Below are 21,330 nucleotides of genomic sequence, written 5' to 3'. Positions count from 1 at the left end.
CGACCGAGGGCATGACTCACAAGGTGCCGACATAGGCTTTTCGGCGTGACACGTCAGCCCACCACCCGCCCGGTTTCGCACTCCGGGGCGCTCGCCGGCGCCATATTGGCCGGCCTCATCGCGTGTGCGATCGCGCTGCGCTTCACCGGTGCGTCGGCGAAACTCGAGCTGCTCGACCCCGGTGCCGTGGTCCGGTGGGGACTGCCGTTGGCGACCACTGGTTTCCAGCTGGCGATGTCGCTCACGATCGGTCTGTTGCTGCTCGGCGGGCTGCTGATGCCCGAGGGCGCCAATACCGCCCGCCGCATCAGGGTCAGCCGGTATGCCGCCTGGGCGGCCCTCACCTGGGCGGCCTGCGGTGTGGTCAGCGGGATCTTCAACTACGCGGACGTCTCGGGTACGCACGTCGGGTCGAGCGGGTTCTGGTCCAACGCCTGGCAGTCGACCTGGGACCTGGAACTGCTGCGCAATCCCGCGATGACGTCGCTGGTCGGGCTCTTCATCGCCGTGGTCTGCTTCATCGGCGCCGGCCGGGGCGTTCAGGCGGCGCTCTTCTTCGTCGGCATCGCCGGGCTGTGGCCGCTCGCGCTCGTCGGTCACGCGGCGGGCAGCCTCGACCACGACGCGGCCGTCAACTCGCTGGCCTTCCACCTGCTCGGCGTCGCCGTGTGGGTGGGCGGCCTGCTCGCCGTGCTCCTGATGTGGTCGCGGCTCGGCAAGGGCGCGCCCGACGTGGTCGCGCGCTTCTCGACCGTCGCCACCTGGTGCATCGCCATGGTGGGCCTGTCCGGTGTCCTCAACGCGTGGATCCGGCTGGGCGGCTTCGGCGGGCTCGGCTCGAAATACGGCATCGTCGTGATGGCCAAGGTCGCCGCGCTGGTGGGACTCGGCGTGCTCGGCTGGTTCCAGCGGCAGAAGGTCATCGCCCGGCTGCGTGCCGACCGGGCCTCCAAACCGGGACGTGCCGCGTTCGCCAGATTGGCCGCGATCGAGGTCCTGGTGATGGGCGTCGCCATCGGTCTTGGCGCCGCCTTGTCGCGCTCGGAGCCGCCGGTGTCCGGCGAGTCGCCGCTCAACACCACGGACCGGGCGTTCTCGCTCACCGACTACCCGACGCCGTCTCCGCTGGAGACGGGCAGCTGGTTCACCGCGTGGCGGATCGAGTGGCTCTTCACCGCTGTCGCGGTCATCGCGCTCGGCGTCTACCTGCATTGGGTATGGCGCCTGCACCGCCGCGGTGACAAGTGGCCGATCACCCGCACGATCTGGTGGATCTGCGGCTGGGCGAGCTTCACCTACTTCACCGACGCCGCGCCCGCGATCTATGGGCACGTGCAGTTCTCGATGCACATGCTGATGCACATGGGCGTGTCGATGTTCGTGCCCATCTGTCTGGTGCGGGGTGGGGTCGTCACGCTGGCGATGCGTGCCCTGCCGAAGCGCCACGACGGCACCCTCGGCCCGCGGGAGCTGGTGCTCGAGATCGTGCACTCCCGCGTCTTCGCCTTCTTCGCCAACCCGATCATCGCGGCCGTGCTGTCGTTCGGCACACTGATCGCGTTCTACTACTCGCCACTGTTCTACGTTGCGCTGACCACGCACACCGGGCACGTCCTGATGGTCGCCCACTTCACGCTCATCGGTTACGTCTACGCCTACGCGATGGTCGGCATCGACCCGGGGCCGAAGCGCTGGGCGCCGCCGATCCGGATGCTGATCCTGTTGGTGGCCATCGCTTTCCACGCCTTCTTCGGTGTGGCGATGATGACCGGCACCACACTGCTGGCTCCCGATCTCTTCACCGTGCTCGACCTGTCGTGGGTGACCGATCCGCTCGTCGACCAGCAGCGGGCCGGCACCGTCGCGTGGGGTGCTGGCGAGTTCCCGACCCTCATGCTCGCGATGCTGATCGCGATGGAGTGGTACCGCAGCGATCGTGCCGAGGGCGAACGTGCCGAACGGCAGGCGGAGCGGGACGGCGATGCCGAGCTGAACGCCTACAACGACTACCTCGCCACCCGGGCACGGGTGAGCTCGACCCACGAGAAGGACTGAGCACAATGCGGATCGCCGCAATCCAACTGGCGTATGACGACGACGAGTCGCTCACCGAGCGCACCGAGCGGGTCGTGGGGCTGGTGCGCGGCGAGACGGGGGCGGACCTCGTCGTCCTGCCGGAGCTGTGGTCGGCCGGTGGCTTCTCCTACCGGGACTGGCCGGCGCGGTCGCAGGACGTCGGCGGCGCGGTGGTGTCCGCGCTGACCGAGGCTGCTCGGGACGCCGGCGTGTGGTTGCACGGCGGGTCGATCGCCGAGCATCCCTCGTCGGGGGAGACCGGCCCGGAAGGTAAGTCGCTGTGGAACACGTCGGTGCTGATCGCGCCGGACGGATCGGTGGCGGCGACCTATCGCAAGATCCATCGCTTCGGTTTCGCCGGTGGCGAGCCCAAGCTGATGGAGGCGGGCACGGACATCGTGGTGCTGGACATCGGCGGCCTGCGGGCGGGCCTGTCGACCTGCTATGACCTGCGTTTCCCCGAGCTCTATCGTGCTCAACTGGACCAGGGGGCAAGAGGTTTCGTCATACCGGCTGCGTGGCCGGCTGCGCGCGTCGACGCGTGGAGTCTGTTGCTGCGTGCGCGGGCCATCGAGGACCAGTGCGTTGTGATCGGGTGCAACACCGCGGGCACACATGCCGGCACGGCAATGGGTGGGCGCAGTGCGGTCATCGCCGCGGGTGGCGAGGTGCTCGCCGAGGCGGGCACCGACGAGGAGATCCTGCGGGTGGACGTCGACCCGGCGGCCGTGGGTGAGTTCCGCGAGGCGTTCCCGGTGTTGCGCGACCGCCGTTTGTAGCTCAGCTCTCGGCGACGAGCGCGCCCGCGAAGCCGAGCATGACGACACCGGTCGCACCCTCGATGCTGCGCCGCACGGTGATGCGCTGCAACACCCGCGTGGCGAGTCCGGCCACGGCGACCAGGACGCCGAGCTGAACCGCGCCGACCACGGAGAGGGTCATGGCATAGCCCAACAGCGTTGCGACGCTTGCGTGTTCGCCGACGAACTGCGGCAGCACCGCGATGTTGAACGCCAGCACCTTCGGGTTGGTGATGTTGCACAGGAATCCCTGGCGCGCGGCCAACCACGGGGACCGGCGCATCGGAGCGGCCTCCGTCGGTGTGTCCGCCTTCCGCATCCGCCACGCAGCCCGGATCGCCAGGAAACCGAGATAGGCGAGGTATGCCGCACCGGCCCACTTGATGACCCGGAAGACCGTCTCGGCGTGCATCAGGATCGCGCCGAGCCCGGACGCGGCCAGCACACCCTGGACGACATTGGCGACCAGGATGCCGACGACCGTCCACGCACCTCGTCGCCGGCCGCCGATCAGCGTGCTGCGCAGGGTCAGCAACGAGTCGGGGCCGGGAGCGATCGCCAACAGCATGGCGAGTGCAACGAAGGACAGGTACTGCGTCATGCGGAAAATGGTAGAACCGCGCCCGGCATACGGACGAGCGTCGTCCGGGATATGGCGCACCCACTCGGAACGAAGCCACACTGCCCGTCGTCAGTATCCTGCCGAGCACCACACGACCCGAGGGGAAGCCGATGAAGGCAGTCACGCCGACCGGTGAGAAATATCGAGTACGCCGCAAGTGGCTGCCCTGGCGTCGCAAGACCACGGCCCGCGACATGGACTGGCTCAACATCCCCGATCTCGGTGACGACCCGATCAGCATGATCATCATGGCCATCGTGCTGCTGCCCCTGATCGTCATCCTGGTGATCTTCCTGGGCGAGTTCCTGCTGTTGTTGCTGATCTTCCCGCTGGTGATGATCGCCCGGTCGATCTTCGGCAAGCCGTGGACGATCGAGGTGACCGAGAAGGGCAACCTGCGCGCGGCCGAGCAGGTCAAGGGCTGGTCGGCGTCCCACGACCGCATCCAGGAGATCGCGAAGCTGCTGCGGACCGGTGGCCTGCCTGCGCTGTACCAGTCGCAGCCGCACGGTCCGACCCCCCAGAATTCGTGACGCCGGGCCACCCACGGGCCATGAGCCGGCCACCACTTCTTCGCCGGCTGTCAGATGCGGCGCCTACGCTGATCCGGGTCAGCCCGGCCCGGCGCGCTCGCACTCGGCGGCCGCCGTCGACGACCGGCCGGGTCGGAGGTGTCCGACGTGACCACTCTTTCCACTGCTACCGACAGCCGGACCGTCGATGCGCTCCTGTCGCGGTATGACGAGGTGCGGTCCTACACCGAGCAGCTCGCCGCGCCACTGTCGCCCGAGGACCAGACGGTGCAGTCGATGCCCGACGTCTCGCCGACCAAGTGGCATCGCGCGCACGTCACCTGGTTCTTCGAGACGTTCGTGCTGGCCGAGCAGGAGCGCAACTTCGCGCCATACCAGGACAAATACTGGTTCCTGTTCAACAGCTACTACGAAGCGATCGGGCCGCGCTACGCACGCGCCGAGCGCGGCCACATCAGCCGACCGGGAGCGCACGACGTCGGCACCTATCGCGGCAACGTGGATGCGCGGATGCGCGACCTGCTCGACACTCTCGACCCGGGCGCTCTGGAGCAGTTGGCGTCGACGATCGAGCTGGGCTTCAACCATGAGCAGCAGCACCAGGAGTTGCTGCTCATGGACATCAAGCACGTCCTGTCCGCCAACCCGCTGCAGCCGACGTATGCCGGAACGCCCGCGCCGACCGGCGAACCCGATCGGCTCGGGTGGGTCGATGTGGAGGGCGGGCTCGTCGAGGTCGGCCATGAGGGTGGCGGCTTCTGCTTCGACAACGAGTTGCCGCCGCACCGTGTCTATCTGGAGCCCTACCGGCTCGGTGATCGGTTGATCACCAACGGTGAGTGGCTCGAATTCATGGCCGACGGCGGCTACGAACGGGCCGGCCTGTGGCTGTCCGACGGTTGGGGCCGCGTGCAGCGGGAAGCGTGGCAGGCGCCGTTCTACTGGCAGCAGCTCGACGGCGTCTGGTTCGAGCACACCCTGCACGGCACGTTCCCGGTCAATCCCGCCCTGCCGGTGACCCATCTGAGTCATTACGAAGCCGACGCGTTCGCCTCCTGGGCGGGCAAGCGGCTGCCGACGGAGCAGGAGTGGGAGCACGCGGCACGCACGCTCCTCGGCGAGCCCGACGACAGCGCCAATCTCGCCGATTCACAGACCTTCCACGCCCGTCCGGCACCGCCGGCGACCGGTGGTCTGCGGCAGATGTATGGCGACTGCTGGGAGTGGACCTCCTCGGCATACCTCGCTTATCCGGGTTTCCATCCCGCGGAGGGCGCCATCGGCGAATACAACGGGAAGTTCATGTCCGGCCAGATGGTGTTGCGCGGCGGCTGTGCGCTGACGCCACCGGGGCACGCCCGGGCGTCATACCGCAACTTCTTCCCGGCGGGCGCGCGCTGGCCGATGACCGGTTTGCGCCTGGCAGAGGGAGCCGCAAAATGAGCGCGACACCGGACCCGGTCGTCTCCGTGCTGCTCGACCCGGACCGAGCCGGTGACAGCCTGATCGAGGACGTGCGCCGGGGCCTCGGCAGTCATCCGCGCACGCTCTCGCCCAAGTGGCTGTATGACGACCGCGGCTCGGAGCTGTTCGACCAGATCACCAAGCTGCCGGACTACTACCCGTTCGCGGCCGAGCACGAGATCCTGTCGGATCACGCCGACGAGATCGCCGCGGCGAGCGGGGCGAGCACGTTGATCGAGTTGGGCAGCGGCACCAGCGAGAAGAGCCGGGTCCTGCTGGACGCCTTCACTGCGACCGGGCGGCTGCAGCGGTTCACGCCCGTGGACGTGTCCGAGGCGACGCTGCGGCAGGCGACCGAGACACTCGTGGAGCGTTACCCCGGCCTTCGGGTGGAGGCGGTCGTCGGCGACTTCACGCTGCATCTCGCGCAGCTTCCGCAGGGCGACCGGCGCACCATCGCCTTCCTCGGCAGCACCATCGGCAACTTCTACCGCGAGGAGCGCGGTGCTTTCCTCGGAGCGTTGAGCGACGTCCTGGTTGCCGGCGATTCATTGTTGCTCGGTGTCGACCTGGTCAAGAGCGCGGACCGCTTGGTCGCGGCATACGACGACTCCGATGGTGTCACTGAGGACTTCGTCCGCAATGTGCTGAGGGTGCTCAACCGGGAGTTGCACGGTGAGATCGATGCCGACGGGTTCTCCTACGTGCCGTTCTGGGATCCGCAGATGGAGCGGATGGACCTGCGGTTGCGCGCCGACATGCCACAGCGGATCCGGCTGCCCGTCGCAGGTCTCGATTTCACGCTCGCCAGCGGCGAGGAGGTGCGGGTCGAGATCTCGACCAAGTTCCGCATCAGCGGGATCTGCGGTGAGCTCGAGGAGGTCGGCCTCTCGGTGCGGCAGGTGTGGACCGATCGAGCGGGTGACTTCGCTGTCCTGCTGGCGATGAAGCCGACCGGCTGAACGCTCCTTCTGCGGCCGCGGGACCATGGAGGCATGACAGGTCTGCGCGTACGTGCCCCGGAACTCATTGGCCGGGGCTGGCTCAACACCGGCGGGGAGCAGGTCCGTCTTGCGGACCTGCGCGGCAAAGTTGTCGTCCTCGACTTTTGGACCTTCTGCTGCGTCAACTGCCTGCACGTGCTGGACGAATTGCGGCCACTGGAAAGCGAATTCGCCGACCAGCTGGTGCTGATCGGCGTGCACTCGCCGAAGTTCGAGCACGAGGCCGACCCGGTCGCGCTCGAGCAGGCGGTGGAACGGTATGCGGTGCACCACCCCGTCTTGGACGACCCGGAGTTGACGACCTGGGGTGCCTACACCGCGCGCGCCTGGCCGACCCTTGTCGTGATCGACCCGGAGGGCTACATCGTCGGGCAGTTCTCCGGAGAGGGCCACGCGCACGGGCTGACGATCCTGGTGCGCGAGCTGCTCGAGGAGCACCGCGCCAAGGGCACGTTGCGCACCGGCGACGGCCCGTATGTCGCACCGGCGCCGCCCGCCACCGCGCTGCGCTTCCCGGGCAAGCTCGCTGCCGTCGGCGACGGCAGCTACCTCGTGTCCGACACCGCGCACCACGAGGTCGTGCACCTCGAGGCCGACCTGGAGACCGAACGCGTCAGGTACGGCGACGGCGTCCTGGACTCGCCGCAGGGCGTGTTGGTGCTCCCGGCAGAGGCCGCCGAGCGCGTCGGGTATGACGTGCTCGTCGCGGACGCGGTCCGGCACCAGGTCTTCTCGATCCGCCTGTCGGACGGGCAGATTCGCGTGCAGGCCGGCACCGGCGAGCAACTGCGCGAGCGGTCCGGCAGCGGTGCCGCGCTCAAGCAACCGTTGTCGACACCGTGGGATCTCGCCTGGTGGATCGACCGGGTGGTGATCGCGATGGCCGGCACTCATCAGCTCTGGGCGCTGCATCTCGCCGCCGATCCGAAGGACAATTCCGTGGCGGTGCTCGCCGGGACCAGCCAGGAGGGCCTGCGCGACGGAGATGCCTACGAGGCATGGATGGCGCAGCCGTCGGGGCTCGCGACGTCGGCGGACGGCAGCAAGGTCTGGGTCGCGGACTCCGAGACGTCCGCACTGCGCTCGATCTCGTTGGCGCCGGGCGGCTTCCGCCTCGACTCGTATGTCGGCAAGGGACTCTTCGACTTCGGCCATGTCGACGGCCGGGCGGCCGACGCGCTGTTGCAGCACCCGCTCGGCCTGACCGAGTTGCTGGACGGCAGTGTGGCGGTCGCCGACACCTACAACGGGGCGATCCGCCGTTTCGACCCGGCGACCGGTGAGGTCTCGACCCTGGCGACGGATCTCGCGGAGCCGAGCGACGTCCTGCTCGAGACGGATGCCGACGGGTCACGCCTGCTGGTCGTCGAGTCCAACGCACACCGGGTCACACGCGTCGCCATACCCGCGGCAGCCGCGCGAGTTGCGGGAGACGCCCTGCAGACCCAGCGGTCGGTCACCGAGGTGGCGCCGGGCGCACTGCGGCTGGCGGTCGACTTCACGCCGCCGACCGGCCAGAAGCTCGACAAGCGGTATGGCGACCCGACGCAACTGACGGTCTCGTCCAGCCCCGAGGGACTGTTGCGAGCAGGCGTGGGAGCGGCGCAGGGGCTGACGCGCACCCTCGAATTCGCCGACGACATCACCGAGGGCGTGCTGCACATCTCGGTGCGCGCAGCCGCCTGTGACGGTGATCCGGTCACCGGGGAGCTGCCGGAGCACGCGGCCTGCCATGTCTATCAACAGGATTGGGGCATCCCGGTCCTGTTGGTCGAGGGCGGTGACGGCGAGCTGACGCTGGGACTGCGGGCTACCTCTTGACGTTGTAATCATGTAAGCGTGTAATCAATGGATGAACACGATTGAAGGATGGTTCGCCGGGCGGCTTCCCGACGACTGGTTCGAGGGCGCACCGGAGGTGACGACCGACCGCGACGAGATCGTCGTCGTCGGGACATTGGCCGCGCCGGATGTGGACAGCTCGGAGGAGGGCGCGGACGCTGACGGCGCTCGGGCCGCGGAGAGCGGCCGCATCAAACGCTGGCGCGAGGACACCCGTGGCAAGCGGATGCGCATCGCCGACGAAGCGCAGCGGCGTTTCGGCGCGAAGGTCGCCTGGGGCGCGACCTGCGGCGAGACCCGGGAAGTCTTCACCAACCTGTCGGTGCCGGTGATGACGCGACTACGTCAGCCGGAGCGCCGGGTGCTCGACACGCTCGTCGATGCCGGTGTCGCGCGCTCGCGTTCCGAGGCGCTCGCCTGGTGCGTCCGGCTCGTCGGCCAGCACGAGGACGACTGGATCGGGCGCCTCAGGGAGGCCGTCGCCTCCGTACACGAGGTGCGAGACGAAGGCCCGGCCTCGGGCTCCTGAGTCGGTCGGCCCGCCATACTGTCGGTATGACGCGCTCGACCTTCGCCGTGCTCAACGGACCCAACCTCAACCTGCTCGGCACCCGCGAGCCCGATCTGTATGGCGCAGAGGGCCTTTCCGACATACAGCAGCGGTGTGAGCAGTTGGCGACCGAGCTGGACGTCACCGTCGAGTTCTTCCAGAGCAACCACGAGGGTGCGCTGGTCGACGAGATCCAGCGCCGCAGCGACAACGCCGGCATCGTTCTCAACGCCGGCGCCTACACCCACACGTCGGTCGCGATCCGTGACGCGCTCGCCGCGGTGCAGGTGCCGTTCGTCGAGGTGCACATCTCGAATGTCTTCGCACGTGAGGACTTCCGGCACCGGTCCTACCTGTCCGACATCGCCTCGGGGGTCATCGTCGGCTGCGGCATCGACGGCTACGAGTTCGCGCTCCGCCGCCTCGCCGCGCTCGTCAGCTGACGACGAATTCCGTTGAGGTGCCGGTGAAGTCGGAGATCTTGCCCGTCAGTGGCGCTTTCGACGACCCGTGGTGCACGATCCGGTAGGTGCCGGTCGGCGCGTCAGCGGGAATGTCCCACGTGATCGTCGCCGTCGAGGATCCGAGCAGAACGTCCTTGCGCTTCCAGGTGAATTTCGTCGCGAAGTCCCCGTCGTCCTGCACCCGCCGCCACGACGCCCCGACCCTGCGTTGCACCTCCAGGAACGTTCCGCCCCGCCGCAGATTGTTCTTCGGGTGCCCGGTGACGAACTCCACCTTCACCTGGCTGGCACGGCTGTATGACGCCGCGGGTGCCGTCACCACCTGGCCGAACTTCTTGCCCAGCGGCGGATTGTCATAGACCACGCCGGGCACCAGGTTGATGAAGCCCAGCGGGGACGGCGCCCCGGCGCTGCCGACCGGCACTGACGTGCCCGCCTGCAGCTTCTTGGCCAGTGACGACAGCTCCTGCTGGTAGGCGCACAACTCATACCGCCCGTAGAGCGTGGATCCGCCCTCGTACTGCTGGGACGCGTATTCCTCTGGCGTCGTGACGTATTCGGCATACCCGTTGGAGTAGGACTGGATCATCACCTGGTCGATCGGCACGCCGAGCTCCGACGCGACCGACCGCCGGATCCGCAGCCCCGCCACGATCGTCACTTCGCACGGCGTGCAGACGATGTGGAACTGCCCGATCTTCAGCACTTGGATCAGCACCCGGCTCGGCGCCGCGCCGATCAGCCCGACCGGAAGCGTGCACAGCTTCGGTTGCTGCTCGGCGAGCATCCAACCGGGCGACGGCGGCATCGACGGCAGCGTCGCCCACAGCTTCGCGAGCGGCCCGGTCCAGCCCTCCGGATAACCGAGGCCGGGTCCGTCCTCGACACTGCCGGCCAGCATCGACGCGCCGATCACCGCGGGTGTGGTGTGGTGCTCCTTGCCGTCCGGCGTCCACTTGGAGTCGATCGAGATGTTGCCGATGTCGATGTACGTGGCGATGCTCCTGATCGACCCGGTGATCGGCGTGGTCGCCGACTTCCAGGCTTGTTGCATCGCCGTCTTCTGTCGGTCGCCGATGATCGCGATGTTCTGCCACGGATCGTCGGTCGGGCCGGTGCCCGGCTTCAGCTCGAGGTTGGGGGACATGTCACCCGCGGCTGACTGCGCGAATGCGGCCACGAAGTCCGGCTGCCCGGCCAGGTAGTCCTGGCCGAGTTGCTTGCGCTCCCACGACCAGGCGGCATACCCCTTGTTGTCACCGCTGACAAGGAGATTCGTGTTCGGCAGCGACGTGCCATGGGTTGGGAACCACGAGATCGCACCGACGTCCGTGCTGCCCTGCTTGAAGCGCCAGACGATCATGTGCGGGTCGATCGCATCCGGGAAGACGGCCTTGTCGGAGTCGGGGTTCAGCTCGAACGCCTTCTCTGACCGGTTGCGACTGGCGTTGTCCAGGGTCGTGTGACCAACGGCGATGCTGCCCGGTTTGAGGTCGTCGTGCGCGGCACTGATCGCGTCGACGAACCCGTCCACCATCGCGTCGTACGTGTCCTGCTGGAAGCCCAAGATTGCCAGGTTGTAGATGAAGTCGTGTGAGCAGCCACCGGGCGTCGAGTGCGAATGCGTAGCAGTGACACAGACATTCGGGTAGTCGTAGGTGCCGGGATACTTGGCCATCAGCTTCGCGACGATCGCGGCATGCGCGGCGACCGGGATCAACGCCTGGTCGGCGACGCACCACGCGATGCGCTTGCCGGTCGCCTGGTCGACGACCACGAACGCGCGGGCGCGCAGCCGCATCGAGATGCCGTTGTCGATCTGCTGCGGCATCGAGTAGCCCATCATGCCGTTCTCGGCGCACGCCCCGGTCGTGTCGCCGATCCCGCGACCGACGAGGTATGCCGACTCGGTGCTCGCCTCGGCGTCCGGAGCGCCGGCGACCGCCGTGGCCGCGATCGCTGCGCCGACGCCGGCGGCAGCGGTGCCGCGCAGCACAGTGCGGCGGCTGGGGGTGGTCTTCTCGTCCTGAACCGTCATCGCGGTCTCCTTCGCCAGGGCAACGTGCGCGGGCACCCCGCGCCGACGAGATCGACTATGGCAGAGGTCACACCGCTGATGTGGACATGTGACCAAGAAAATATGGACAGCCGACCAAGTCCAGCGCCGAAAGGACACCCAAATGTCGAGAGGACACCCTTTATGGGGCGAATTCGCCCCATAAAGGGTGTCCTCTCGGTGAAAGGGTGTCCTCTCGGCAAACAGGCGGGCCGTCTGTCAGAAGGACTCTTCCGGCAGCTCCATCAGCGCCAGGTCGGTCGACTCGGCGATGCTGCGCTCGGCGGCGATCTTCGGCAGCACGGTGGCGGCGTAGAACTTCGCCGCCGCGACCTTGCCGCGGTAGAACGCCTCGTCCGAGCCGGCGTCACCGGCGTCCAGGCGAACCTGCGCGACCTCGGCGCCGCGCAGCAGCAGCCAGCCGATGACCAGGTCGCCGGCGGCCAGCAGGAAGCGCGAGGTGTTGAGGCCGACCTTGTAGATCTCTTTGGACTTGCCCTCCTCGAGCGCCGACATCGCGGTCGTGGCGAGCCACTCGGCGATGCCCTGCACATCGGCGAGCGCGCTGCCCAGCAGTTCGCGCTCGTTCTGCAGGCCGTCATGGCCGTCGCCGCCCTTGACGGTCTCGGTGATGAGGCCGGCCAGGTGCATCAGCGATGCGAACTGGTCCTTGACGATCTTGCGGAAGAAGAAGTCCTGACCCTGGATCGCGGTCGTGCCCTCGTAGAGGGTGTCGATCTTGGCGTCGCGGACGTACTGCTCGACCGGGTAGTCCTGCAGGAAGCCGGAGCCGCCGAAGGTCTGCAGCGACTCGGTGCCGAGCAGCACCCAGGCGCGCTCGGAGCCGACACCCTTGACGATCGGCAGCAGCAGGTCGTTGAGCTTGCCGGCCATCTCGGCCGGCGAGCCTGCCTCGGGCTGCTCGGAGCCGGTGCGCAAGAACTCCGCATCGACGATGTCCTGCTGGCTGGCGGTGTAGAGCACCAGCGAGCGCAGGCCCTCGGCATACGCCTTCTGCAGCATCAGGCTGCGGCGCACGTCCGGGTGGTGGGTGATCGTGACGCGCGGCGCGTCCTTGGCCGGCGTGGTCATGTCGGCGCCCTGAACGCGCTGCTTCGCGTAGTCGAGCGCGTTGAGGTAACCGGTCGACAGGGTGGCAATTGCCTTGGTGCCCACCAACATTCGTGCGTGCTCGATGACCTGGAACATCTGCGCGATGCCGTTGTGCTCGTCGCCGAGCAGCGTGCCGACGGCCGGCTCCCCGTCACCGAAGGTCAGCTCGCAGGTGGTCGAGACCTTCAGGCCCATCTTGTGCTCGACGTTGGTGGTGTAGACGCCGTTGCGGTCGCCGAGCTTACCGGTCTCGAGGTCCACGTGGTACTTCGGAACGATGAAGAGCGACAGGCCCTTGGTGCCTGGGCCGGCACCTTCGGGGCGAGCGAGCACGAAGTGGACGATGTTGTCGCTCATGTCCTGCTCGGCCGAGGTGATGAAGCGCTTCACACCGGTGATGTGCCACGTGCCATCGGGCTGCTGCACGGCCTTGGTGCGTCCCGCGCCGACGTCCGAGCCGGCGTCCGGCTCGGTCAGCACCATCGTGGCGCCCCAGGAGCCCTGCGCGATCCACTTCGCGAGCTTCTTCTGGTCGTCGTTGCCCAGGATGTACATCAGGCGGCTGAAGGAGAAGGTTGCGGCATACATGCCGATCGCGGGGTTCGAGCCGAGCACCAGCTCGTTCATCGCCCACTTCAGCGAGGGCGGCACGACGGTGCCGTCGAACTCCTTCGGCAGGTCCACAGCCTGGAACCCCGAGTCGAGGTAGGCCTGGTAGGACTTCTTGAAGCTCTCCGGGAGCTTCGCAGTCTTGGTCTTCGGGTCGTAGACCGGCGGGTTGCGGTCGGAGTCGAGCAGGCTGTCGCCCAGCTCGTTCTCGGCCAGCCGCGCCAGCTCCTTGATCATCTCGCGTGCGGTGTCGGCGTCGACCTCGTCATACGGGCTCGAACCGAGAACATCCTGGCGACCGAGGAGCTCAAACAGGTTGAACTCCAGATCGCGGGTGTTGCTCTTGTAGTGGGACATGGCTCTGGCTCCTCCAGATGGGCCTACTCGTCAGTAACTTCATTGTGCTACTCGTCAGTACAGCAAGCAAACGCGGGGTCGGTATGCCGAACGCCCGGATCCGTGACGACCGCGGTGCGACGGGGGTATGACGTGGCCTGGCTGCTGCCCGTAGTTGTATGGCGGCACGAGACGACGGGAGTGTGTGGGTATGCCGCAGGCGGATCAGCATCTTGAAGTGGAGCGCAAGTTCGCGCTCGGCCCCGACGACGAGCCGCCCGACCCGGTGGGCTGGCCGGGCGTCGACGCCGCGGCGGAGCCACAGCGGTTCGAACTCGACGCGCTCTATTACGACACCGGAGACATACGGCTGGCGAACGCCGGGGTGACCCTGCGGCGGCGGACCGGCGGCGGTGACGACGGCTGGCATCTCAAGGTGCCGGGCGAAGGGGAGGGGCGCCTGGAGCACGGGCTTGCGTTGGAGGTGGCCGCCGACGCGCCGCCGGAGGAGTTCGCCAGGCAGGTGCAGCACCTGACCGATGGTGAGCCGCTCCGGCCGATCTGCCGGGCCCGCACCATCCGGGTGGAGCGCAGGCTCGACGGGCCGGAGGGGCCGGTCGCGACGATGTGCGACGACCGCGTCACGACGCACAACCTGCTCGACCCGACGCTGGACCAGAGATGGCACGAGCTCGAGGTGGAGCTGACGGAGGACGGCACGCTCGACTTCCTGGACGCCGTCACCGAGCACCTGACCGGGCTCGGCATACGGGAGGTCTCGATCGCGTCGAAGCTGAAGACGGCGCTGACGCCTCAGGAACAGCCAGGCTGAGGGACAATCAGCCGGAAGGAGGTGTGTCATGCGTCATACCGATGAGGCGCCGGCCGTGGCCGAAGCGCTCGGCCTGCTGCGTGAGAAGGGCGAGCGGGTGACCGCCGCACGTCGCGCGGTGTTGCAGGTGCTGGACGACGCGCGCGAGCACCTGTGCGCCGAAGACATCGCCGAGCGCGTCGACGTCGCCGAGCCCGGTGTGCACCGGGCGACGGTCTACCGGTCGCTGCAGTCGCTGACCGAGTTGGGCATCGTCGCCCACACCCATGTGCCGGGCAGCGCGACGATCTATCACCTACGCCACTCCGAGGCGTCCCGCCACAACCACGCACATCTGCAGTGCACGACGTGCGAGAGGTTCTTCGACGTGCCGACCGACTGGCTGGCACCGCTCGGAGACCGGCTGCGTCAGGACCTCGGCTTCGAGCTGGACTCCCAGCACGCCGCGCTGCTCGGCACCTGCGCCGAGTGCCACAAGGCCGCGTCGGAGGCTCGGAACGAAGGCTGACCCTTCGCGCGTCCCAACCGCATGATGCGGTCGGGACTGCGGAGCGCGGTGGCGCTCCTGTTGCTAGGTGCCGTGCTCGCCGGTTGCCGGTGGGACACCGACGGTCCCGGTGCGCGCCTTCCCGTCGCGCAGGTCGGCTCACTCGTTCATCGGTGGGCCGAGAGCGACTCTGCTGAGGCGCCGGGCGTGCGCGCGGTCCGTCGGCACCATCTCGAGCCGCAGTTGATCACCGACGAGCAGCAGTGGAGCCGCTTCGTGCGCGGCCTGCCGGCGAGCCTGCGGACGACCGAGGCGCGTCAGGACCTCGACCGAGTGGACCTGCGGCATTCGGTGGTCGTGGTCGCGGCATACGGCAAGTGCACGGAGGTCAGTCACCTCGAGGATCGCGGCGACGCCCGGCTGGCGTTCGTCGTGACGAGTGACCCGAAGACGAACTGCGCCTGGTCGCCGACGCAGCTCGAGATCTGGCAGGTCGGTCTCGATGAGCTGGGCGTCGACGACGGCGGCTCGGTGCGCCTCACCGGCTGAGGCCGGGTCCTACTCCTTGGCGACCAGCGTCAACACGTCGTATGTCGCAACGGCCTCGCCGTCCTGGTTGGTGACCAGGCAGTCCCAGCGGACCTCTCCGTAGTCGGCGGTCTGCCGCGGCGTGATCTGCTTGGCGGTGAGCTGCACGCTGATCGAGTCGCCGGCCTTGACCGGCGTCAGGAACCGCAGGTTGTCGACGCCGAAGTTGGCCAGCACCGGGCCGGGGTTGGGCTCGACGAAGAGTCCCGCCGCCAGCGACACGATGAGATAACCGTGCGCGACAATGCCGCCGAAGATCGGGTTCTGTGCGGCCGCCTCGGGGTCGGTGTGCGCATAGAAGGTGTCACCCGTCTTCGCCGCGAACTCGTTGATGTCGTCCAGGGTGATGGTGCGGCTGCCGGTCTCGACGGTGTCGCCGATCTGCAGCTGCGCCAACGACTTTCGGAACGGGTGCACGTCTTCAACGTCGCGCTGGGACCCGGTCGTCCAGCGCCCGGTGATCGCGGTCAGCATGTCCGGCGAACCTTGTATGGCGGTGCGCTGCATGTGGTGCAGGATGCCTCGGACACCACCGAGCTCCTCGCCGCCACCGGCCCGACCAGGACCACCATGCACCAGCACCGGCAGCGGCGAGCCGTGGCCGGTCGACTCCTTCGCGTCGTCCCGGTCGAGCACCAGAATGCGGCCGTGCCACGGTGCGATGCCCTGGACGATCTCGCGCGCGACGTCAGCGTCGTGCGTGACGACCGAACCGACCAGGCTGCCCTTGCCGCGAGCGGCCAATTGCACTGCGTCAGAAGTGGATTCGTAGCCGATGACCGACGCGACCGGACCGAACGGCTCCACGTCGTGCACCTGCGTGGAGTCGGCGTGGGCTCGCAGCAGCACCGGCTGGATGAACGCGCCGCGATCGTCACCGACGGATGCGTCGGGATCGCCATACACGACATCGGCGGCGGAGCGCAGTGCCTCGATCGCCTTGCGCACCTCGTCGCGTTGCGCAAGCGAGGCGAGCGGTCCGACACGGGTGGACTCGTCGCGCGGGTCGCCCACGGTCGCCTTGTCCAGGCGCGCGCGGATCGCCTCGATGACCGGATCGACCAACGGCCCCGGCACGATCACCCGGCGGATGGCGGTGCACTTCTGACCGGCCTTGACCGTCATCTCGGCGACGACGCCCTTGACGAAGAGGTCGAACTCGGGGTCCTCGGTGGTCACGTCGGTGCCGAGCACGGAGCAGTTGAGCGAATCCGCTTCCACACCAAGGGAAACGCCGCCGTGCAACACGGACTCGTGCCGCCGCAGGATGCCGGCGGTGTGCGCGGAGCCGGTGAACGCCACCGAGTCCTGCACGGTGAGCTCGTCGAGCAGCGTGCCGGCGCTCCCCGCCAACAACTGGAGGCTGCCCTCGGGGAGGATGCCTGCCTCGAGGATGCGGCGGACCGCGAGTTCGGTCAGGTATGCCGTCTGGCTCGCGGGCTTGACGATGCTCGGCAGGCCGGAGATAAAAGCGGGTGCGAGCTTCTCGAGCATGCCCCAGACCGGGAAGTTGAAGGCGTTGATCTCGACCGCGACGCCGGGTCGGGAGGTGAAGACGTGCTGGCCGACGAAGCTGCCGCCCTTGCTGAGCTGCTCCATCGGGCCGTCAGGTGCGACCGTGGAGTTGGGCAGTTCGCGTCGCGCCCTGCTGGAGTAGCTGAAGACCGTGCCGATGCCGCCGTCGATGTCGACCCACGAATCCTTTGTGGTGGCACCGGTCTTGAAGGACACGTCATACAGCTCGGCCTTGATGTCCGGCTTCGACAGGAGCAGTGCGACCTCCTTGAGCAGCATCGCCCGCTGGTGGAAGGTCAGCTCGCGGACGGCCGGGCCGCCGACCTGCTTGGCGTGCCGGACCATTGCGGCGAGGTCGACGCCGCTGCTGCTGATGCGCGCGACCGTCTCGCCGGTCGTTGCGTCCAGCAAGGGGTCACCCTCGGCGTCGGAGCGGAACCACGATCCGGCGGCGTAGCTCTCGAGCATGCGTGCGTCTGTCACTGGTGACTCCCTTGTCGTTGCCAACGGCGGCCGTTGCATGCCAGACTAATAACTGACCACTCGGTCTGTAAATAGCCCAGGAGGTAAACCGTGCAGGTTGACCAGGCTCCGCTGGAGGAGGCCTTCGAGGCGACGATCGCCGCCAACGACCGCATCGAGCCGCGCGACTGGATGCCGGAGCACTACCGGCAGACATTGATCCGGCAGGTGGCGCAGCACGCACACTCGGAGATCATCGGCATGCAGCCGGAGGGCAACTGGATCACCCGCGCCCCGTCGCTGCGACGCAAGGCCGTCCTGTTGGCGAAGGTGCAGGACGAGGCCGGCCACGGGCTCTACCTCTACTCCGCGACGGAGACGCTCGGCGTGTCCCGCGACGAGCTGACCCGCCGGCTGATCTCCGGCAAGCAGAAGTACTCCTCGATCTTCAACTACCCGACCCTGACGTATGCCGATGTCGGCACCATCGGCTGGCTGGTCGACGGCGCCGCGATCTGCAATCAGGTGCCGCTGTGCCGGACGTCGTACGGGCCCTACGGGCGCGCGATGATCCGCATCTGCAAGGAGGAGTCGTTCCACCAGCGGCAGGGCTACGAGCTGCTGATGACGATGATGCGCGGCACCGACGAGCAGCGCGCGATGGTGCAGGAGTCGGTCGACCGCTTCTGGTGGCCGGCGCTGATGATGTTCGGCCCGCCGGACGGCGACTCGCCCAACACCGCCCAGTCGATGGCTTGGGGCATCAAGCGCCATACGAATGACGAGCTGCGACAACGGTTTGTCGATATGTCGATGCCGCAGGCCGAGGCACTGGGCGTGACGTTCCCCGATCCGGAATTGAAGTGGAACGAGGAGCGCGGCTCCTACGACTACGGCGAGCCGGACTGGGAAGAGTTCTGGCACGTCGTCAAGGGCAACGGCCCCTGCAACACCCAGCGGGTGGCGCACCGCAAGGCGGCATACGACGACGGCGCCTGGGTCCGCGAGGCCGCGTCTGCAGCCGCCGCGAGGAACGAAGCGGAGGCGTCGCAGGCGCGGGTTGAGCAAGCCCCGCGGCCGAGCCTGCGAGGCAGCGACGGGCGCGTCGAAACCAGGTGAGAGGACAGATCAAAGTGACCACAACACAACCCGATCCGGAATGGCCGCTGTACGAGGTCTTCATCCGCAGCAAGCGCGGCCTCAACCACGTGCACGTGGGTTCGCTGCACGCGCCGGATGCCGAGATGGCGCTGCTGCACGCGCGGGACGTCTACACCCGCCGGAACGAAGGCGTCTCGATCTGGGTCGCGAAGTCCGCGGACATCACGGCGTCGAGTCCGCTGGAGAAGGACCCGCTCTTCGCGCCGAGCGGTGACAAGGTCTACCGGCACCCGACGTTCTACGACATCCCGTCAAACGTCCCCCATATGTAAGGCGACCGATGAGCGACGCACACATCACCCAGGACACTGAGGGCGAGCACGACAACGCGTATGCCGGCCTGCTCGGCAACGACGCGCATTGGGCGTTCGGGACCGATTTCGAGGATCCGCTGGCCGGGGTCGACACGACGATCCCGGACGGCGTCGACGCGAGCGAATTGGCGCAGTACTGCTTGATGCTCGGCGATGACGCACTGGTCTACGCCCAGCGCCTCTCCGAGTGGACGAGCCGCGCGCCCGACCTCGAGGAGGACATCGCGATCGCCAATATCGCGCTCGACCTCGTGGGACAGGCGAGGTTGTTGCTCGCGCGAGCGGCAGCCGCGGATCCGGCCCTGGTGCCGAGCCTGCCGGAGGGTTCGCCGGTGCCGGACGAGGATCGGCTCGCCTACTTCCGCGACGCCGGTGCGTTCCGCAACGTGCGTCTCGCCGAGCAGCCGAACGGTGACTTCGCCGAGCTGATCGCCCGGCTGCTGGTGATGTCGACGTGGCGGCTGGCGATCTTCCAGCGGCTGGTCGACCACCAGGACGCGGTCGTCGCGGCGATCGCTGCCAAGGGCGTGAAAGAGCTTGCCTACCACCGGGATTTCGCCGGCCGTTGGTTCGTGACACTCGCCCGGGGCACCGGGGAGTCGCATCGCCGGCTGACAGACGCGATGCGCACGGTGTGGCCGTTGATCCCGGAGCTGACAGCGTCCACTGAGACAGAGAGCCGGGTCGGCGTGGACCCGGCCACGCTGGCCGACGAGATCGGTGTGGTGCTCGACCAGGTTCTCGCCGTCGCGGGTATAACGGCACCGGAGACTCCGGGCTTGGCCGGCGTCCGGGGCAGGACCGGTCGGCACGGCATGCACTCCGAGGCGTTGAGCCGCCTGCTCGCGGAGATGCAGGTCGTGGCCCGCGCGCATCCGATGGGCCGGTGGTGAGCCGATGATGACAACGCTGGAAACCACTGCGGTGCAACGCGCCCGGGCGATCGCCTCGGAGGTCACCGATCCCGAGCTGCCGATGCTGACGCTCGCCGACCTCGGTGTGTTGCGGGACGTCGCGGTGGAGGACGACGGCACGATCGTTGTGGCGATCACTCCGACATACTCGGGCTGTCCGGCGATGGCGACGATGCGCGACGACCTCGTGCACCGGTTGACCGGCGCCGGCTTCGAGTCCGTCCGGGTTCGGGTGCAGCTCAGCCCGCCGTGGACCACCGACTGGATCACCGACGACGGCCGGAAGGCGTTGGCGGACAACGGGATATCGCCTCCTGGGGTGGCTCCACGCGGGCCGGTCATGCTGAGTCTGACGCCGACCCGGCGCGCCATACAGTGTCCGCAGTGTGGGTCCGGTGACACCGAGGTGACCAGCGAGTTCGGCAGCACCGCCTGCAAGGCGCTCTACCGCTGCCGCGCCTGCGGCGACCCCTTCGACCACATCAAGGAGCACTAGAAGATGTCCCTTGCGACCGAGACGAACATCAACTCCCGCACGGCACCGTTCCGCGAGCTCGTGGTGGACGCTGTGGAGCGGCTGACCGACGACTCCGTCGCCGTGACCTTCGCGGTGCCCGACGAGTTGAGGGACGAATTTGCTTTCGCCGCAGGGCAAGCGCTCACGCTGCGCCGGGTCGTTGACGGTGTCGAGCACCGGCGTACGTACTCGATCAGCTCGCCCGTCGGCAGCCTGCCGCGCATCGGCGTCCGGGAGATCCCGGACGGGCTCTTCTCCAGCTGGCTCGTGCACGACGTGCGTGCGGGCGACACCATCGAGGTGCAGCGGCCCAGCGGCAGCTTCCGCGCCGAACCCGACCAACCCGCGCGGCACCTGTGCATCGCGGTGGGTTCCGGCATCACGCCGATGCTGTCGATCGCGTCGTCGGTCGTGACACATCCGGAGTCGACGGTGACCATGCTCTACGGCAACCGCACGACGAACACGGTGATGTTCGCCGAAGAGCTCGCCGACCTGAAGAACGCCAATCCCGAGTGTTTCGACCTGATTCACGTGCTGTCGCGTGAGCCGCGCGACGTCGAGCTCTTCTCCGGCCGGTTGGAGGGTGACCGGCTGCGCACCATCCTGCGGGAGCTGGTGCCGTTGGAGTCGATCGACCACGTCTGGTTGTGCGGCCCGATCGACATGCTGACCGAGACGCGCTCCGTCCTGCAGGAGCTGGGCGTCGCGAAGGACCGCGTCCACTACGAGCTGTTCTACGTCGACGCGCCGCCTCCGCAGTTGCGTCATGCCGAAGCCACTGTCGAGGGCGAAACTTCTTCGTTGACAGTGGTTCTCGACGGTCGCAGCACCACCACCGTGGTCCCCAAGGCCGTGACCGTGTTGGACTCGGCCCAGCAGAAGCGACCCGACATGCCCTTCGCCTGCAAGGGCGGTGTGTGCGGCACCTGCCGCGCCAAGGTCACCCACGGCGAGGTCGAGATGGTCCGCAACTACGCGCTGGAGGATGCCGAGGTCGAGCAGGGTTTCGTCGTCACCTGCCAGAGCTTCCCGATCAGCGGCGACGTGACCGTCGACTACGACGCCTGA

The 21,330-nt window shown here is 67.9% G+C and carries 20 protein-coding genes; 16 read left to right on the top strand and 4 right to left on the bottom strand.

Going from position 1 to position 21,330, the window contains the following annotated elements; genetic code table 11:
• Window positions 1-45: 45 nt before the first annotated feature.
• Window positions 46-2,055 (top strand): bifunctional copper resistance protein CopD/cytochrome c oxidase assembly protein, encoded by a 2,010-nt coding sequence (locus IEX71_RS10485; RefSeq protein ID WP_229749636.1) that lies wholly within the window; start codon window positions 46-48, stop codon window positions 2,053-2,055.
• Between the two features lie 5 nt (window positions 2,056-2,060).
• Complete coding sequence (locus IEX71_RS10480) at window positions 2,061-2,855, top strand: carbon-nitrogen family hydrolase (RefSeq protein WP_188836949.1); 795 nt, start codon at window positions 2,061-2,063, stop codon at window positions 2,853-2,855.
• Between the two features lies 1 nt (window position 2,856).
• On the opposite strand, the gene IEX71_RS10475 is transcribed toward IEX71_RS10480, so the two are convergent.
• The gene (locus IEX71_RS10475) at window positions 2,857-3,477 is read right to left on the bottom strand and encodes a LysE family translocator (protein WP_188836948.1); all 621 of its coding nucleotides are present in this window, start codon (window positions 3,475-3,477) and stop codon (window positions 2,857-2,859) included.
• Between the two features lie 131 nt (window positions 3,478-3,608).
• Between IEX71_RS10475 and IEX71_RS10470 the strand changes: the two genes are divergently transcribed.
• The 6 genes from IEX71_RS10470 to aroQ all read left to right on the top strand — a co-directional run bounded on the left by IEX71_RS10470 (window position 3,609) and on the right by aroQ (window position 9,334).
• Complete coding sequence (locus tag IEX71_RS10470; protein ID WP_188836947.1) at window positions 3,609-4,031, top strand: hypothetical protein; 423 nt, start codon at window positions 3,609-3,611, stop codon at window positions 4,029-4,031.
• Window positions 4,032-4,178: 147 nt separating this feature from the next.
• Window positions 4,179-5,474, top strand: a complete 1,296-nt coding sequence (gene egtB, locus IEX71_RS10465; RefSeq protein ID WP_188836946.1) for an ergothioneine biosynthesis protein EgtB — start codon at window positions 4,179-4,181, stop codon at window positions 5,472-5,474.
• Entirely contained in the window at window positions 5,471-6,457 is a 987-nt protein-coding gene (gene egtD, locus IEX71_RS10460; protein WP_188836945.1) for an L-histidine N(alpha)-methyltransferase, read from the top strand. Before egtB ends, egtD begins: the two co-directional genes overlap by 4 nt.
• A 33-nt stretch (window positions 6,458-6,490) precedes the next feature.
• Window positions 6,491-8,320, top strand: a complete 1,830-nt coding sequence (locus IEX71_RS10455; RefSeq protein WP_188836944.1) for an NHL domain-containing thioredoxin family protein — start codon at window positions 6,491-6,493, stop codon at window positions 8,318-8,320.
• Between the two features lie 31 nt (window positions 8,321-8,351).
• Entirely contained in the window at window positions 8,352-8,870 is a 519-nt protein-coding gene (gene abmR, locus IEX71_RS10450) for an ATP-binding transcription factor AbmR (protein ID WP_188836943.1), read from the top strand.
• A gap of 26 nt (window positions 8,871-8,896) precedes the next feature.
• Window positions 8,897-9,334, top strand: a complete 438-nt coding sequence (aroQ, locus tag IEX71_RS10445) for a type II 3-dehydroquinate dehydratase (RefSeq protein WP_188836942.1) — start codon at window positions 8,897-8,899, stop codon at window positions 9,332-9,334.
• Here the strand turns inward: aroQ and IEX71_RS10440 are convergent.
• Together IEX71_RS10440 and IEX71_RS10435 are read right to left on the bottom strand one after the other, a co-directional pair.
• Window positions 9,327-11,393: a neutral/alkaline ceramidase gene (locus IEX71_RS10440; RefSeq protein WP_188836941.1), complete on the bottom strand. Its 2,067-nt coding sequence runs from the start codon at window positions 11,391-11,393 to the stop codon at window positions 9,327-9,329. The genes aroQ and IEX71_RS10440 overlap by 8 nt on opposite strands.
• A gap of 237 nt (window positions 11,394-11,630) precedes the next feature.
• Window positions 11,631-13,490 (bottom strand): acyl-CoA dehydrogenase, encoded by a 1,860-nt coding sequence (locus IEX71_RS10435; protein ID WP_188836940.1) that lies wholly within the window; start codon window positions 13,488-13,490, stop codon window positions 11,631-11,633.
• 190 nt (window positions 13,491-13,680) lie between these two features.
• Here IEX71_RS10435 and IEX71_RS10430 point away from each other — a divergent pair, with 190 nt between their 5' ends.
• From IEX71_RS10430 to IEX71_RS10420, 3 genes are read left to right on the top strand one after another with little or no spacing between them, the layout of a single operon-like run.
• Window positions 13,681-14,301, top strand: a complete 621-nt coding sequence (locus tag IEX71_RS10430; protein ID WP_188836939.1) for a CYTH domain-containing protein — start codon at window positions 13,681-13,683, stop codon at window positions 14,299-14,301.
• A 28-nt stretch (window positions 14,302-14,329) separates the two neighbouring features.
• Window positions 14,330-14,809 (top strand): Fur family transcriptional regulator, encoded by a 480-nt coding sequence (locus IEX71_RS10425; protein ID WP_188836938.1) that lies wholly within the window; start codon window positions 14,330-14,332, stop codon window positions 14,807-14,809.
• A gap of 48 nt (window positions 14,810-14,857) precedes the next feature.
• Window positions 14,858-15,337, top strand: coding sequence for a hypothetical protein (locus IEX71_RS10420; RefSeq protein ID WP_188836937.1), 480 nt, complete (start codon window positions 14,858-14,860; stop codon window positions 15,335-15,337).
• A gap of 9 nt (window positions 15,338-15,346) precedes the next feature.
• On the opposite strand, the gene paaZ is transcribed toward IEX71_RS10420, so the two are convergent.
• On the bottom strand, window positions 15,347-17,359 hold the full coding sequence (paaZ, locus tag IEX71_RS10415; RefSeq protein WP_188837271.1) for a phenylacetic acid degradation bifunctional protein PaaZ: 2,013 nt from the start codon (window positions 17,357-17,359) through the stop codon (window positions 15,347-15,349).
• 105 nt (window positions 17,360-17,464) lie between these two features.
• Here paaZ and paaA point away from each other — a divergent pair, with 105 nt between their 5' ends.
• Genes paaA through paaE form a run of 5 tightly spaced genes read left to right on the top strand, consistent with a single transcriptional unit; the run spans window position 17,465 to window position 21,330 of the window.
• Window positions 17,465-18,472, top strand: coding sequence for a 1,2-phenylacetyl-CoA epoxidase subunit PaaA (paaA, locus tag IEX71_RS10410; RefSeq protein WP_229749635.1), 1,008 nt, complete (start codon window positions 17,465-17,467; stop codon window positions 18,470-18,472).
• 14 nt (window positions 18,473-18,486) lie between these two features.
• Window positions 18,487-18,786 (top strand): 1,2-phenylacetyl-CoA epoxidase subunit PaaB, encoded by a 300-nt coding sequence (paaB, locus tag IEX71_RS10405; protein WP_188836936.1) that lies wholly within the window; start codon window positions 18,487-18,489, stop codon window positions 18,784-18,786.
• An 8-nt stretch (window positions 18,787-18,794) separates the two neighbouring features.
• Complete coding sequence (gene paaC / locus IEX71_RS10400) at window positions 18,795-19,721, top strand: 1,2-phenylacetyl-CoA epoxidase subunit PaaC (RefSeq protein WP_188836935.1); 927 nt, start codon at window positions 18,795-18,797, stop codon at window positions 19,719-19,721.
• Between the two features lie 7 nt (window positions 19,722-19,728).
• The gene (gene paaD, locus IEX71_RS10395; RefSeq protein ID WP_308420970.1) at window positions 19,729-20,238 is read left to right on the top strand and encodes a 1,2-phenylacetyl-CoA epoxidase subunit PaaD; all 510 of its coding nucleotides are present in this window, start codon (window positions 19,729-19,731) and stop codon (window positions 20,236-20,238) included.
• 3 nt (window positions 20,239-20,241) lie between these two features.
• The gene (gene paaE, locus IEX71_RS10390; RefSeq protein ID WP_188836933.1) at window positions 20,242-21,330 is read left to right on the top strand and encodes a 1,2-phenylacetyl-CoA epoxidase subunit PaaE; all 1,089 of its coding nucleotides are present in this window, start codon (window positions 20,242-20,244) and stop codon (window positions 21,328-21,330) included.

The organism is Flexivirga endophytica (assembly GCF_014640635.1).
GTDB lineage: Bacteria > Actinomycetota > Actinomycetes > Actinomycetales > Dermatophilaceae > Flexivirga > Flexivirga endophytica.
This window is presented reverse-complemented; position numbering and strand designations above follow the sequence as displayed.